Genomic DNA, 15,202 nt, shown 5'->3' with positions numbered 1-15,202 from the left:
TCACTTTTTTGAATATCCAGAGGCGTTCATGCTCCCCGACTATACCGTGATTGCTTGGCTGTTAATCGTATTTTCCGTTTACCTGACCGGCGTATCAAAAGGCGGCTTTGCGGGTGGCTTCGGCACGCTTTCAGTGCCCTTGATGGCGCTGGCGATTAGCCCGACCCAAGCAGCCGGATTACTGTTGCCGCTATTGCTGGTGATGGATGTGTTTGCGGTAAAAGCGTGGTGGAGTAAACACGATAGCGCGGAAGTGTGGCGCTTTGTGCCAGGGTTATTCATTGGCGTCACGGTGGGAACGCTGCTGTTTGGCAGCCTGAGTGAGCAAGGAGTGCGGCTGGTGCTGGGCCTTCTCTCGGTAGTGTTTGCGGCCTATATGTTGCTGAAACCCGTGGCCAAGAAACCTATCTCTTCCCGATGGGCGCTACCTGCCGCCAGCGTTTGCGGGTTCACTAGTTTTATTGCCCATGCGGGCGCACCGCCGATGAATATGTACTTGATGCCGCGCAAGCTCTCCAAAGAGACCTTTATTGCCACCTGCACGGTGACCTACGCAGTCGTGAACTCCATCAAACTGGGGCCTTATGTGTGGTTAGGCGAGGTCAACATGACTAGCGCCTGGGCCTCGCTGCTGCTGGTACCCGTTGCTTGGATCGGTGTACGTAACGGTCTTTGGCTGCAGAGCCGCGTCAATGAAAAGCTGTTTTACCGCCTAGTGATCATCGCCATGTTCTTAGTGGGGATTAACTTGGTGTGGCAGGCGCTCTAGTTTAGAGAGCGAGCAGGCGGCGCGACTACAGTGCCACCATGATCAACCCCGCCAGCATCACCAAGGTGCCAAGTGTTTTAGCGGTGGAAGCAGGCTCTTTTAGCCATAGCACGCCCATCAACACACCCACCGGAATCGATAGCTGGCGCAGAGCGACTACATAGCTCACTTCATCGGTCATCGCCATGGCCATCAGCACGAGGCCGTAGGTGCAGGTCATCATCAGCCCGGTGGTGATTAGCATCGTTAGGCCCTGCTGGCGAAGTGCGGGCAGGCGGCGGCGCTCGGCAGGCAGCAGTGACAGCAGCGGTACCGCCCAGGTCAGCGTCATCACCGCTTGCAGCACCATAAAGACGGCTCCAGCGGTGAGTCCGCTGTGACCAGCGCCCTGCATGAGGCCTAAAGCCTGCTTATCGATGAGCGAATAGCCCACCGTTCCCGCCGCCGCCAGCAGCGCAAACCCCATGGCGGGCGTGAAATAGGTGGAAAAACGACGCGCCTCCGGATGGCTTAGCGGCAGACAGAGTGCGCCAGCTACTACTAGCATCATTCCCAAACCGTCCCAGGCATCCAACACACGGCTGCCCAGCAGCGCGATGGAAACCAAAGGCACCAGCACCACGGGCAGTGCCCTGGCGATGGGGTAAAGCACGCTCACTTCCCCCCGCGCATAGGCCCAGGCCAGGCCGCCCATATAGAGCATCTGGCACAGTCCAGAGAGTACCAACCAGCCCCAAAAAACACTGGGTAACGACGCTAATGATGGCCCAAGCAACACTAGCGGCAGCATTAACGCCCCTCCCGCACCATAAGCCAGAGCAAATGAGGCCAACGACGGCTCGTTGCGCTTACCTAGCACGTTCCATCCAGCGTGCATACACACCGACACCAGCACTAGCGCGAGGGCGGCTGGGCTCAAGGACGCTCTCCTTGTTGAAGTCGTGTATTAATAACATCAGGCATGCGCCGATTTTCCTGGCAAAGCGTTGGGCGACGAAGCGCTCACAGGCGCTGGCGCCCGCCAGTCTAAGCGCCGCCACCCTTCAACGCTAGCCACCTCGGCCAACACCGCGTCGGGGTTGACCGCAACCGGGCAATCCACGTACTGCAGCAGCGGAAGGTCGTTGCGGGAATCGGAGTAAAACGTGGTGTGGCTGGGGGTGATCTGCTGCTCGACCAGCCACTGCTTCAAGCGCAGCACTTTGCCGCCGCGATAGGAAAAAATACCTTCACTACCACCGGTATATCGCGCGTCTTCATTGATGCCATGTTCGATGCTCAGCTCTACCGCCAGCACGTGCTCGATCCCCAAAGTAGCCGCAATGGGCTGAACCAGATGCCGCGCAGATGCAGAAATCAGCAACAGGGTATCGCCCGCCTGGCGATGCGCTTCCAGGCAGGCCCAGGCCTGAGTGAAGATACGCGGCTGAAGGTGTGTGGCGACAAACCGCTCGACCTCTTTTTGCACATCCGTTACCCGGCGCCCGCGCAGTGGCGCCAGGGTCATGGCTAGATACTCTTCGAGCTTTAGCTTGCCCGCATGATAAGCCCGCTGCATCTGCTCGGCACGCGCCATGAAGGTCTCGGCATCGCTGACCCACCCTTGGTCTATCATCCATAAATTCCAGCGGTCGCTGCAGTCTCCATCTAGGAGGGTGTCATCAAGATCAAACAGGGCCAGGCGCATGGGAGCACTCCTTTCATCGCAGGTTGGCGGCGCGTAGGGTATGCCAAAGGTGATGACAGGACGATGACGCTGGCGGTGATATTGCGTGGTTACTTGTTCAACCACGCTGCAGCAAACTCATTGGCTGGCAACGGTCGACCGAACCAGTAGCCCTGGGCTTCATTACAGCCCATGTCGGCCAGCAGGCGGGCCTGCGCTGGGGTCTCTACCCCTTCTGCCACCGTTTTCATCTCTAGCGCTTTCGCCATGGCAATGATGGTCTGCACAATGGTGCGGTCGTGATGGTTATCGAGCATCTCGCGCACAAAAGAGATATCGATCTTCAGTGCGTCGGCGGCGAAACGCCTCAGGTATGAGAGTGAGGAGTAGCCTGTGCCAAAGTCGTCAATAGAGAGTGCGTAACCCGCCTTACGCATGGTGTGAGTAATTTCTACCGCTTGATCAGGATCGCGCATAAAGTCGCTTTCGGTAAGCTCCAGAGAAATGGCATTCGGTGGTACGCCAGCCATTAGCTGCGCAATATGCTGAGTTAACTCGGGGTCAGCAAACTGCTGGGCAGAAATATTGATCGACAGCCTACCCGGCAGTGCCTGCTTGTTTTGCGTACCCCATGCCATTAATTGCCTAGCCGACTCCTCCAACACCCAGTCTCCCAAGAGGCGTATCAATCCGCGCTCTTCGGCCAGCGGAATAAACTCACCGGGACTCACCCACCCCCACTCCGCGTCATGCCAGCGGCAGAGAGCCTCAGCGCCTGTCAGCTGCCCGCTGGCAAGGTCCACCTGGGGCTGAAAATAGAGTGCCAGTTTGTTTTCGCTGATAGCCACGCTGAGCCGCTCGGTCATCCGCTGGCGGCGCTGTAGCGCGTGATGCATTGCTTGGGTATAGGGGCAGGTACTGTTGTCGCGGCGTTTGGCGTGGTGAAGCGCAATACTGGTGGCATTGAACAGCTCACTCGCTTGCTTCACATCGTGGGGATAACGGGCATAACCGATGCTGACATCAAGGTTAAACACACGGCGCTCCAGCTGCAGCGGCTGAGTCACAGCTGAGCGCAACTGCTCGACGAGATCATTTATGTTTCTGATATCAGCGTCGGCCACCAGCATGGCAAACTCATCGCCAGATAAACGCGCCAATGGGCCATAGGCGTGGCTGATCTTCTGCAAGCGGTCCGCGACTGACACCAGTAGTTGATCACCTACTTGGTGGCCGTGCAGGTCATTCACCTCCTTAAAGCGACGAATATCCAGTAGCAGCAGCGAAAGCCCCTGCCCAGTATGATGGGCCTCTTGCCACATCTGCGCTAACAGCTCCATGAAGCGGGTACGGTTAGGTAGCCCGGTAGTGCTGTCCGTGTAGGCCAACTGATGCATATGGCGGTGGTCCCGGCGGCGTTCAAGCTCTGCCGCGGCACCAGTAGAAAGGATTTGCAACACCGAGGTGGCGAACGCATTAGTCGTCAGCGGTTGGCGGTAAAACACCATCATCACGCCAATGGTTTCGCCGTTGGCGTTATCTAAGCGGCGACCAATCCACGCCCTGACCGGTAGCTGCGTGCCCGCTAATAGCAGCGGCGGGCCGTCATGCATCACCGCTTCACGCTCCAGCACCACCTGCTCGCTAGGCGACCCGCGCAGTGCGAAAGCGTGCTGCTCACGCTGTTCGCCACTGACCACCATACTGACCGTGGTTGCCTGGCCATAGACTTCTTCCTCGCCCTGAGGGGAGGTATGCAGTAATGCAATGAAGCCTGCGTCGGCTTCCAGCACTTCAACCAGCGTGGCAATCAGCTGCTGAAAATAACCGTCACCCACCCGCGTAGTGACCGTCGAAGCAACCTGAAGCACGGCGTTTTGTACCCGTTGCGACTCTTGCTGATCGGTCACATCCGAGATAAAGCCTTCCAGGCAAACGATCTCACCGTCAGGACCCATGACCGCCTGGCCCTGCTCCCACATCCAGCGACTCTCCCCGTCGCGATGCTTCAACCGATACACCACCCGGTAAGGCCGCTTGCTGACAATGGCCAACTGCACCTCGTCGAAGAGTTTTTCCTGGTCATCGGGATGAATCAACGCGGCGAAGCTGGTCACCCGGTTACCTTGCAACTCATCCGGACGGTACCCGGTCAGTGCCTCGGCCCCTTGGCTTACCACCTGCATAGTCCAGTCACGGTCATTGAAGCAACGGTAGGCCATGCCAGGCAGGTGATTCAGCAGCGTATCCAGGCGTCGCTCACTCTCCCGTGCGACTTCTTCGCTTGCTCTTAATGCCTGCTCTGCCTTTTGGCGACCTAGCTCCGCGCCGGCCTGAGCGGCGGCAATTTGCAAAATTTCATTGGCTAGCTCATCCAACTGCATAGGGGAGTTCTTAAGCACCGCCAGCAGGCCAATCAGCGCGCCATCGGCAGCGTAGAGGGGGCGCCCCATATAACTCTCGGCGCCGAGCTTGCAGAGCAGCTTATCGTCTGGAAAGAGCAATTGAACATCACACGCATACAGGCAGGAACCGCGCCCTAGCGCAGTTTCGCAAGGGGTGCCGGACAGCGAGTAGGTGATATTGCCAAGCAGACCGCCATTGGACCAGACCGCTAACGTCTTAGCCTGATGCAACTGGGTTACATCGGCCATCAATACATGATCAACGCCCAGTAAGGCTGCCAAGCGCTCTACCAGCGTGGCGTAAAAGTGAGAGCTCCCACTGTGACCCATGCCTTCGGCCAACTGTCGAAATATCTCTGTAGCGTCATTCCTCGTGCGCATGGGTGGAGCCACCTATTCCCGCTTTTTCTGTAGCTTAGCGCGAAGCGAAGCGACAAAGAAGCACCCAATCAACATCCAGGCCTGCATGACAGCCGCCTGGATGATTGACCGTGGACGATAGTGAGCGTTAACGGGTCATCGCCTGGGGCAGGTAGAGCGCGATACCGGGAAAGAGATGCATTAAGGCAATCGCCAACAGCATCAGCAGGAAGAACGGCAGCGTGGCCTTGGTAATGGTCAGAATATCCTTACCCGTCAGCCCCTGAATCACGAACAGATTGAAGCCAACCGGCGGCGTAATCTGCGACATTTCGACGACGATCACCAGATAGATGCCAAACCAGATCAGGTCAAACCCGGCGGCGCTCACCAGTGGCATGATAATCGCGGTAACCAGCAGAATCAGCGAAATACCATCAAGAAAGCAGCCCATGATCAGCAGCAGCAAGGTGAGTGCGATCAACAGCATGGTGGGTGAAAGCCCCATTTCACCAATCGCCTGAGCAAGCTTCATCGGCACCTGGGTGAAGCCCATGGCCGAAGTCAGGAAAGACGCCCCCGCAATAATGAAGGCAATCATGCAGGCGGTACGCACAGCGGCAAACAGCGAGCTCTTGAATATCTCGCGGTCAAAGTGACCATTGAAGCGGGCAATCACGATCGACAGCACCACACCGACCGCTGCTGCCTCCGTGGGTGAGGCCAAGCCACCATAGATCGAGAAGATGATGCCGCCGATCAGCAGCAGAATGGGCACCAGTGACCAGGTGTTGCGCAGTTTTTCCCCAAAACTCATGCCTGACTCATCTTCACCGGTCAGGCCTTCGCGGTTACCTTTCAATAGCGCCCACAAAATGAGATAGCTCATGAACATCGCCAGGATCATCAGGCCGGGGCCGATGCCCGCCATAAACAGTCTGGAGATCGACTGCTCGGTAACCACGCCGTAGACGATCAGCACGATGGAAGGCGGAATCAAAAGTCCCAGCGTAGAGGCACTGGCCAGCGTGCCAATCGCCATGTTGCTATCGTAGCCCCGCCGCTCGAGCTCCGGCAGGGTCATCTTGCCTACCGTTGCGCAGGTGGCAGCCGAAGAGCCGCACACCGCGGCAAACATGCCGCTGCCAATGATGTTGGTATGCAAAAGGCGCCCCGGCAGGCGGTTTAACCAGGGAGACAGACCGCGGAACATATTATCGGCGAGCCCCGAACGAAACAGAATTTCGCCCATCCAGATAAACATGGGCAGCGCGGTAAGGTCCCACCCATAGCTGGCCCCCCAAAAATCAGAGGCCAGGATAGAAGCTGGTGAAAACGAGCTGAAGAATTCGAGTGCTATCCAGGCAGTACCAATCAGCGCGAAGGCGATCCAAACCCCGCTCCCTAGTAACAGTACAAGCGTAAAAATGGTGGCGAGACTTAGTAGCAGCACGATGAGCTCTCCAATTTAGAGGGCAGGTGAGTGAAGGTCGCCATTTAGTGGCCCTCGCTTTCATCTGGGGCCGTCGCTTCGCGAAAACTTGAAGGGTCGCGAATAGCGATACGCACCGCCATGAACAACGCTTCAGCCAGCGCCAGACAGAACAGCCCTACACTGGTCGCAAGTACCAGCTGGGGAATCCAGAGCGGAATCGACACAAATCCTGAAGACACATCGTTGTATTGAATGCTCTCTCGCGCCAGCCCCACCAGGCCATAACTGAGCATCAGGCTGATCGCCAAGGCGATGATGAGACCAAACACTTCAAACCACACACGAATGGCCGGGGGCAAACGGGTAATCAACAGCGTCACGCGAATATGGGCGTGATGCACAAAGGTGTAGGCCAAGCCCAAAAAGGTCGCGCCGACTAATAAGTAAGACGCAATTTCTGAAACGCCGGTAATACTCAGGCCTAGCCGGCTCAAACCTACCAGCACCAGCAGGGCATCTACCAAGCGGAAGGTTACCTGGAGCGCGATCAGCGCACAGATAGCCACCATGCACGCCGCCGCACCCCAAGCACCGAGGCGATAGAGTTTGTCGAATTTAAACGTCATGTTCGCAGCCTCATAAAGCGCGCGGAATAAGCAGGGGCGGTGGCATTGCCCCGACCCTGCAAGAGCCATTGAAACTGGAGATTAGCTGTCGCGTTGCTCGCGGTAGTCTTCCAGCGCCTGTTTGGCTTCGTCGTCGGCACGCGACTGCCAATCTTCAAACAGCTCATCACCGGCTGACTGCAGCGCCTCTGAAATCGCATCGTTAGGCTCTGAAACAGCGATACCGTTTTCTTGCAGAGCTTCTAAGCTCGCCTGGTTATCTTCGCGGCTCATCTCCCAACCACGTTTTTCAGCCTCAGCGGCGGCTTCCATTAGGGCTTCCTGGGTCGCTTCATCCAGGCCATCGAAACTGCGCTGGCTGATGAAGACAATGTTCTTGGGCAACCACAGGTTAGCGTCGGTGTAGTCGGTGACATAGTCCCAAGCCGCCATGGAGTTCCCAGTGGAGCTTGAGGTAATCATGGCGTCCACACGGCCAGTGCTGAAGGCGGTGGGGATATCAGACTCTTCGGTTTCAGTGGGGCTGCCGCCCAGGTTGTCGACGAAGCGCTGGGTATTGATGTTCGGGGCACGCACGCGCAGGCCTTCAAACTGCTCAGGGTCGGTGAGCGGCTCTGATGTGTAGATCCCTTGTGCAGGCCAGGCGACCGCGTAGAGCGGAATCAACCCTTCATAGGCGAAGAGCTCGGTGATCATGGGCTTGGTGGCTTCCCACAACGCGTAAGCATCGTCGTAACTGCCAGCGACCCCTGGCAGTGTGTCCACTTCGAAAATGGGATCATCATTGGAAAGTACCGACAGGAAGACTTCGCCCGCATCGATAGTGCCGCGACGCACAGACGGTTTGATCTCTCCGTGTGCCACAAGAGAGCCACCGCTATGCACGGTAATGGTTAATTCGCCGTCCGTCGCCTCGGCGACATCTTCGGCAAACTGCTTGGTATTTTGGGTGTGGAAGCTGGCATCACCGTACGGCGTGGCCATGGTCCACTCTGCGGCGTGCGCCGTGACCGTTAAACCGCAGGCGGTGGCTAGAAGCAGTGTGGAAGTTAATGTCTTGCGCATTGTGAGAACCCTCTTATTTCTATTAATAGTATTGTGCTAACCGTATGGTGCTAACAGTGTGGTGCTTTGGTGGTACCAGAGGAGGCGCGGGTGGCAACCCAACGCCCGGAGAAAAGTGTTGTGGTCATATCGGCACGGCGCGCCTGCGCATAGCCGCAAGCGCACTCTTGGGCCAGCCGAGCCACACCGCGACAAAAGCGCGGATGGTTAGCGTGGCGCCATATCACATCATAGTGCATCGCCGGTAACGGCACCGGCAGTTCAAGCCGGTAAAGCTCCCCTCGCTGCCACTCTTCCAGCACGGTCGCCACCGGCAAGGCACCAATCCCCAGCCCTTCCGTGGTCATGCGGACTATCGTCATCAACGTGCTGACGCTATGAATTCGGGGGCTGGCCACGCCCTGCTCTGCCAGGTAATTCACTAATTCTGTATAGGGACGCGCCAGCTTGCCGAAGGAAATAAACGGCAGTTGCCTACCCCAAATGTCGGCGCTTTCGCTAAGTAACGGCGCATGCCGGGGGGAGACGAACATCCCCATCTCATAAGGGCTCAACGACTCATAATCGATCTGCTTCTGAGGTGAATAACCATTCATCGCCAGCACGATATCCAGCTCGTTGCCGCGTAGCCGCTCATTGAGCACCGGTGAGTAATCCACCGTTAGCTCGATAGTCAGACGTGGGTAGCGCTCGGTGAGCCTGCGCATAAACTCGGGAAACCAGCTATGGGCAATCGTTTCAATCGTGCCGAGCCGCAATGGTGCAGAAAACGCCTCTTCATCATCGAAAAGCCTCATTGCCTCGTCACGCTGGTGCAGCATTCGTTCAGCGTGCACAAAGAACTCGCGGCCCCGCATGGTGGGCTGAACGGGCCGGGCGGCACGCTCTAGCAGCAGCTCCCCCACGGCGGTTTCAAGACGTGAAATACGCTCAGAAACTGAGGGCTGGGTCAGGTGCAAACGGGTCGCCGCCTTACGGAAGGAGCCAAGCCTCACCGCCCATACAAATGCCTCAAGTTCCTTAAAATCGAGCATAGTGACACGCCTACGAATGACTTTTGAGAGTGACTAAGCGCCGTCTTGCTGGCACGCAACGCTGATTGCTTTGTGCTGATGCTCGTGAACACAAGATCACTATGCAACTTCGAGACCATCTTCGGCAGCGCTGTTTCATCAACGTTATTATCACGCCTCGCCCTTACTGTGATAAGCGTATCGTGCCCAAGCGTCAACCATTTTTCCACCAAATAACAATATGATAGAAGCACCCGATAGTTAGTATCGTCAAAAACGATTGGCACTGAGCTTGCCGTGTTCATATATTGGTGGTGGATTACAAATTAGCTTCAGCCAAGTCAACGCATCCACTGCATCAACGACAGGAGTCGCTATGGCCATCCCCCTGCTTAATTGCGATATGGGCGAAAGTTTCGGCAACTGGACTATTGGTTTAGATGCTGAGGCGATGCCTTATGTCGATTGCGCCAACATCGCCTGCGGCTTCCACGCGTCTGACCCCCATGTAATGCGACGCACCGTCAAGCTGGCGGTACAAAATGACGTACGCATTGGCGCGCATCCTGGTTACCCGGATTTAATGGGGTTTGGGCGCCGTTCCATGGCCTGCTCGGCCGAAGAAGCGGAAGACATGGTGCTCTACCAGGTCGGCGCCCTGGCAGGCATTTGCCAAGCCGAAGGCGCACGGCTCAGCTACATCAAACCCCACGGGGCGCTGTATAACGACATGGCTGCCAACCCGGCGCTGCTTGAAGGCGTCATGCGCGCCGTGCGTGCATATGACGCCAGCCTGCCGCTAATGATCATGTCGACCGCCAATCCCGAGCCGCACCGCGAGCTAGCCGCTAAATTGGGTATTACCCTGTGGTTTGAAACCTTTGCCGACCGCGCTTACGACGCCAACGGCCACCTGGCTTCGCGCCGGTTACCCAACGCCGTGCACCACGACCAGAATACCATCGTTAACCAAGCGGTAATGCTGGCCAAAGGCGAGCCGCTCACCGCACTCGACGGCACACCGCTACAGTTAGCCTGCGACACGCTCTGCGTTCACGGCGACAACCCGGAGTCCGTGGCGGCCGTGCGCGCCATTCGCGAGGCCTTTCAGGCGCTGGAGAAAGCGTGAAACCAGGCATTGAAACAACACAAATTGAAGCGATCTGCATTAAAATTCGCATTGAAACCGCCGCCATGGATGCCTTGATGGTGCGACTGTTCGACACCATCGACGAGGCCAACATGGCTTGGGTGATCGCCGCCGACCAAGCGCTGCGTGGTGCTTTCGGGGCTACCTTGATTGATTTAGTGCCCTCCTACACCACACTGCTAGTCCATTACGACTGCCAGCAAATGAATCACGCCGAGGCGCTCGGTCTGATCAATAAGATGCTTTCGGGCCTCGAACCTGCCGACACCCAGGCGGGGGAGCTGCACGATATTCCCGTGTGGTATGACGAAAGCGTGGGCCCCGAGCTGCCTCTAGTCGCCAAGCGCGCAGGTTTAAGCGTCAACGAGCTTATCGAGCAGCACTGCAACCACGATTACTGCGTGTTCGCGCTGGGCTTTGCCCCCGGCTACGGCTTTATGGGCTTGGTAGATGAATCACTCGCTGCGCCGCGCTTGAAAACGCCGCGCCGCAAGGTGGCGGCAGGCAGTGTAGGTATTGCCGATCGTCAAACCGCGATCTACCCACTACTCTCGCCGGGCGGCTGGAATATTCTAGGGCGTACCAACGTGCCGCTATTCGAGCATGCCAAACGTGGCGATCCACTGTTTCGCCCCGGCGATAAGGTGCGCTTTAGAGCGATCTCCCGCGAAGAGTTCGAAGCGGACGGTGGTGACACCACGCCCATGGAGGAGCGGCCATGAGTCACGCGGTTAACAATGATGCATCAAAAGGGCTCGTGGTTAAGCAGGCGGGCCCACTGGCGCTGATTCAAGATGCCGGGCGGTTTGGCGTTGGTCATTTAGGGGTTACCCAGGGCGGCGCTGCCGACTGGATTTCATTTCGCTGGGCCAACTGGCTCTTGGGTAACGCACCCAACAGCGCCGCGCTGGAAATCGTCATGGGCGGCGGTTTGAGCTTTGAAAGCGAAAGCGAGGTGCGCCTGGCGCTAACCGGTGCTGACCTAGACGCCCAATTGGATGGCAAGCCGCTCGCGCCCAATAGCAGCTTCAAACTGCTACCCGGTCAGCGCCTGGCATTTCGCCAACCGCGCCAGGGTTTACGTGCTTATCTCGCCTTCCCCGGCGGGCTAAATGCGCCAGAAGTGCTGGGTAGCCGCGCCTGCACCGCCCGTGAACAGTTGGGCGGCCTGCATGAAGATGGCAAACCGCTAAAAGCGGGTGACCGCTTGACCTGGAAAGGCACCGCCCCGGCGGTTCGCCGTATTGCGGAAGGGCAAGGGCCGCAGATGCCGGTGTCAGGCTGCCGTCTACCCATCGTGCTCGGTTCGCAAGTCGCCGCCTTCAGCGGCCGCTCTCTTTTCCAAGCCTTCAACCAACCGTGGACCGTAGATAACCGTGCCGATCGTATGGGGGTGCGGCTGACAGGCCCCGCCCTGCACGGCGCCCTAACGGGCATCATTTCCGAAGGTATTCCGCTGGGAGCGGTACAGATCCCGCCAGACGGCCAACCCATCGTGCTGATGAACGACCGTCAGACGATTGGCGGCTACCCGCGCCTTGGAGCCATCACCCCCATCGCCTGCGCTACGCTGGCCCAGTGCCTGCCCGGCACCCAGGTGTGGCTGACGCCGGTCAGCGCCAGCCAGGCGCAAGATGATTACCGCAAGCAGTTAACGGTTTGGCGTTAAACCTGAAAAGCCCCGAGCGGGGGCTTTTGTCATGAACGTACATTACAAAAAACGACTTTACGAATTCGCCTCTTTAGCAGGCTGACGCGTTGAATAGCAGCGCTTTTTACCCAGCTCCTCCGCGATGGCGGTAAAGAAGGCATCCGCCGTGGCCTGATGAGGGTTGGTCATGAGGCTAACGCCCACAAATAGAACGCTGGCGACCAAAATCCCCCAGACACCGGCGGGCAGACCCAGCAGCGAATTGCCGGTAGCGTACATCAGCAGTACAAACGCGCTGGTGCCCATCACACTGGTCAATACACCGGCAGCGGTGCCACGTTTCCAGTAGAAGGCGCCGATCAGGGCAGGCACCATGGCCACTAGGCCAGAGGAAGCCGCCACCGACAGCACTGCAATCAGGTCAAGCTGCAGCTCGGCAAAGGCCAGCGCCATCAATGCAATCACCGGCACCACGAACTTACCCACCAGCAATTGGCGTTTTTCACTAACATTCGGTTTGACGTTCGCATAGACGTCGCGGGACACCATGGACGCCAGGGTCAGCATGATCGAATCGATAGTAGATACCGCAGCCGCCATGATGCCGATCATCACGATCACCCCTAATACAGGCGGAACAAACTCCGAGGCCAGCAGCGTGGGCGTTGCCAAATCAGCGCTTGCCAGGCCGGGGAAGGCCGCCAGAGCTGAGAAACCCCAAAGTACGGAAACCATGGTGTAGATGAAACCAAACACCAAGAAACCGATCAGCATGTGGCGCATCGAGCGCAGCGACGAAGGCATGAAAAGGCGCTGGCTGACCTGCGGATTGGAGAGACTAAAAAAGAACCAGGGAATGGTAAGTCCCAGGAAGGTGACAAAGCTGAACAGCCCGGGGCCGGGTACCGTCAGTGACTGCGGGTGTTCCGTTGCCAGCGTATCGAAGAGCGTGCTAAAACCGCCCAAGCCCTGAATCACAAAGAGCGCCACCAGGGTGGAAGCCACAATCATCATGATGGCCTGGAGCGAGTCGGTCCACATCACCGAACGAATGCCCGCGATATAGGAAAAGAAGATGGCGATCACCGTGGCCAGCAATACCCCGGTGGTAAAGGAAATCGAGCCGTCAGTAATCCCCTGCAACAGGTAACCGACGCCAGCGAGCTGAACGGCCGAATAAGGAATCAGAAAGATACAGCTGGCAATGGAGACGGCCATGGCCACCTGCTTGCTATGGTAGCGGTGTCCCAGCATCTCGCTGGGCGTCACATAGCCGAACTTCTTGCCGACGGCCCAGAATTTGGGGCCGAAAACGGCCACCAGAGACACACCGGCGAAATAGATGATTTCAAAACCCAGCGCCCCAACGCCGCCCGCATAGGTAAGACCTGCCAAGCCCACCATCATAAAAGCGCTATATGTCGTGGCACTGTAGCTCAGCGCCGAGACAAAGCCATTCATTTGCCGGTTGCCCAAAAAGTAGCCCGACATGCTCTCCGAGGCCCCTTCTGCCGGGCGTTGGCGAGACATCAGCGCAATGCCGATCGCGATCAGTAAGTAGATAGCGATAGACCACCAAATCAGCGACTCAGTCATCGCCATGTTCCTTAAAGTCTTGAGTGATATATACGTTCAGAGCAATGATGACTAACCCAGCCAACGCCCAAAACAAAAAGCTGCCGTACCATCGCGAGATACCATTTAACAGCGTATAAGGCACTAAATAGCAAAGTAAGACCACCGCCCATACTAGCCATATCCGTTTACGGCGTTCCATAGCCATCCTCTTTTTGTATCATCAGGATAATGTGCATGTTGGGGTAGCAAAGCCGGCTGGCTACCCATGCCTGGGACAGGCTTCACCATCATACTGCCTAACGATATTGCTTGCTCACCCCGCCCCCACCAGCGGGCAACAGCCTATTAAAATGAAGGCCGACTGCTGTGATGGCGGCTAACTCACTTATAAACGTAAAAAGCATAAGTTTTACCCATCCGCCCTTTACCCCTGACAGCGTTCGCGAGATTCTAGAAGCCTCCCACAACCATCCCTTGGAGGCCGTTAGTTAATGCATCATCTTGATCTGCAGGTTATTGAACGCGCATTGAAATGGGCTAATGAAGGGCTGACTGTATGGCTCTGCACGGTGTTGAAAACCTTTGGCTCCTCACCCCGCGAGCCAGGGGCGATGCTGGTCGCGTCTTCTACGGGAGCGTATATCGGCTCATTATCGGGCGGCTGCGTGGAAGAGGACTTCATCGACCGCCTGCAGAGCGGCGATTTCGACAAGCCTGTTCAACAAATACGTTATGGCGACGGCGATAGCGCTGCTTCGGTTCGCTTGCCCTGCGGCGGCAGCCTGGAGGTGCTCGTTGAACAACTGGCCCCCTCTGCCGACAACCTCGTTCACCTTGAAGTGATGCATGCCACCTTGCTGGGCCAACAGCCGCTCACTCGCTGTATCTCATTGTCCGATGGGCGCAAGCGCTTCAACCCATCCACATTGTCAGAACCTGCCGTTACTTTTGATGCCACCAGCGTCAATGTCCGCATTGGCCCAGCGCTACGGCTGATCATTGCCGGCATCTCTTCGGTCACTTCGCCCTGCGCCCTGTTTGCCCAATCGCTCGGTTTTGAAGTCATTGTCTGCGACCCCAACGATGATGCTCGCAAGAATTTCGACGTGCCTGGCGTGGAAGTGCAAGCGGTACTACCTTCCGTTTTTATCGCCTCGGGCGGCTGCCATGTCAATACAGCAGTGGTCGCGTTGACTCATGATCCGCGTATTGATGACCTGGCGATGATCGAAGCCGTCCGCACTGAGGCATTTTACATTGGCGTGATGGGGTCTCAGCAAACGTCGCAACAGCGAGCAGCACGACTATTGCGCTCCGGTGGCCTGAAAGACACTCAGCTGGAAAGGATTACCATGCCGATTGGTCTCAATTTAGGCAGCAAAACACCGTCCGAGATTGCATTAGCAGTCATGGCCGATATTGTGCGCCTCTACCGTGGCAAAACGCGACATGAATTGTAAACGTTGAGTTGTAACAACAGCGCG

The 15,202-nt window shown here is 57.2% G+C and carries 14 protein-coding genes; 5 read left to right on the top strand and 9 right to left on the bottom strand.

The genetic code is table 11. From position 1 onward, the window contains the following. Positions 1 to 28: 28 nt before the first annotated feature. Entirely contained in the window at positions 29 to 769 is a 741-nt protein-coding gene (locus V8L71_RS09635; protein ID WP_101146456.1) for a sulfite exporter TauE/SafE family protein, read from the top strand. Between the two features lie 25 nt (positions 770 to 794). Here the strand turns inward: V8L71_RS09635 and V8L71_RS09630 are convergent, their stop codons facing one another. The 7 genes from V8L71_RS09630 to V8L71_RS09600 all read right to left on the bottom strand — a co-directional run bounded on the left by V8L71_RS09630 (position 795) and on the right by V8L71_RS09600 (position 9,360). Continuing rightward, positions 795 to 1,688, bottom strand: a complete 894-nt coding sequence (locus tag V8L71_RS09630) for an EamA family transporter (RefSeq protein ID WP_336273982.1) — start codon at positions 1,686 to 1,688, stop codon at positions 795 to 797. A 36-nt stretch (positions 1,689 to 1,724) separates the two neighbouring features. Next, positions 1,725 to 2,456: an HAD family hydrolase gene (locus V8L71_RS09625; RefSeq protein ID WP_336273981.1), complete on the bottom strand. Its 732-nt coding sequence runs from the start codon at positions 2,454 to 2,456 to the stop codon at positions 1,725 to 1,727. An 89-nt stretch (positions 2,457 to 2,545) separates the two neighbouring features. Then, positions 2,546 to 5,221, bottom strand: a complete 2,676-nt coding sequence (locus V8L71_RS09620) for a bifunctional diguanylate cyclase/phosphodiesterase (RefSeq protein ID WP_336273980.1) — start codon at positions 5,219 to 5,221, stop codon at positions 2,546 to 2,548. 127 nt (positions 5,222 to 5,348) lie between these two features. After that, on the bottom strand, positions 5,349 to 6,653 hold the full coding sequence (locus V8L71_RS09615; RefSeq protein ID WP_336273979.1) for a TRAP transporter large permease: 1,305 nt from the start codon (positions 6,651 to 6,653) through the stop codon (positions 5,349 to 5,351). A gap of 44 nt (positions 6,654 to 6,697) precedes the next feature. Further along, positions 6,698 to 7,261, bottom strand: coding sequence for a TRAP transporter small permease (locus V8L71_RS09610; protein WP_336273978.1), 564 nt, complete (start codon positions 7,259 to 7,261; stop codon positions 6,698 to 6,700). 81 nt (positions 7,262 to 7,342) lie between these two features. Continuing rightward, positions 7,343 to 8,326 (bottom strand): TRAP transporter substrate-binding protein, encoded by a 984-nt coding sequence (locus tag V8L71_RS09605; RefSeq protein ID WP_336273977.1) that lies wholly within the window; start codon positions 8,324 to 8,326, stop codon positions 7,343 to 7,345. Between the two features lie 50 nt (positions 8,327 to 8,376). Continuing rightward, entirely contained in the window at positions 8,377 to 9,360 is a 984-nt protein-coding gene (locus V8L71_RS09600) for a LysR family transcriptional regulator (protein WP_336273976.1), read from the bottom strand. A 355-nt stretch (positions 9,361 to 9,715) separates the two neighbouring features. Here V8L71_RS09600 and V8L71_RS09595 point away from each other — a divergent pair, with 355 nt between their 5' ends. The 3 genes from V8L71_RS09595 to V8L71_RS09585 are packed head-to-tail and all read left to right on the top strand — an operon-like array spanning position 9,716 to position 12,158. Further along, on the top strand, positions 9,716 to 10,468 hold the full coding sequence (locus tag V8L71_RS09595; RefSeq protein ID WP_176304077.1) for a 5-oxoprolinase subunit PxpA: 753 nt from the start codon (positions 9,716 to 9,718) through the stop codon (positions 10,466 to 10,468). A gap of 38 nt (positions 10,469 to 10,506) precedes the next feature. Continuing rightward, the gene (gene pxpB, locus V8L71_RS09590; RefSeq protein ID WP_336274029.1) at positions 10,507 to 11,211 is read left to right on the top strand and encodes a 5-oxoprolinase subunit PxpB; all 705 of its coding nucleotides are present in this window, start codon (positions 10,507 to 10,509) and stop codon (positions 11,209 to 11,211) included. Next, entirely contained in the window at positions 11,208 to 12,158 is a 951-nt protein-coding gene (locus tag V8L71_RS09585) for a 5-oxoprolinase subunit C family protein (RefSeq protein ID WP_336273975.1), read from the top strand. The genes pxpB and V8L71_RS09585 overlap by 4 nt, the downstream gene beginning before the upstream one ends. Before the next feature lie 57 nt (positions 12,159 to 12,215). On the opposite strand, the gene V8L71_RS09580 is transcribed toward V8L71_RS09585, so the two are convergent. Next, positions 12,216 to 13,736, bottom strand: coding sequence for a sodium:solute symporter family protein (locus V8L71_RS09580; protein ID WP_336273974.1), 1,521 nt, complete (start codon positions 13,734 to 13,736; stop codon positions 12,216 to 12,218). Further along, on the bottom strand, positions 13,729 to 13,917 hold the full coding sequence (locus V8L71_RS09575) for a hypothetical protein (RefSeq protein WP_336273973.1): 189 nt from the start codon (positions 13,915 to 13,917) through the stop codon (positions 13,729 to 13,731). Before V8L71_RS09575 ends, V8L71_RS09580 begins: the two co-directional genes overlap by 8 nt. 292 nt (positions 13,918 to 14,209) lie before the next feature. Here V8L71_RS09575 and V8L71_RS09570 point away from each other — a divergent pair, with 292 nt between their 5' ends. Continuing rightward, complete coding sequence (locus V8L71_RS09570; protein WP_336273972.1) at positions 14,210 to 15,178, top strand: XdhC family protein; 969 nt, start codon at positions 14,210 to 14,212, stop codon at positions 15,176 to 15,178. The last annotated feature ends 24 nt before the right edge of the window (positions 15,179 to 15,202 follow it).

Origin of the sequence: Vreelandella indica, assembly GCF_037070225.1 — a bacterium.
Lineage (GTDB): Bacteria > Pseudomonadota > Gammaproteobacteria > Pseudomonadales > Halomonadaceae > Vreelandella > Vreelandella arctica.
This window is presented reverse-complemented; position numbering and strand designations above follow the sequence as displayed.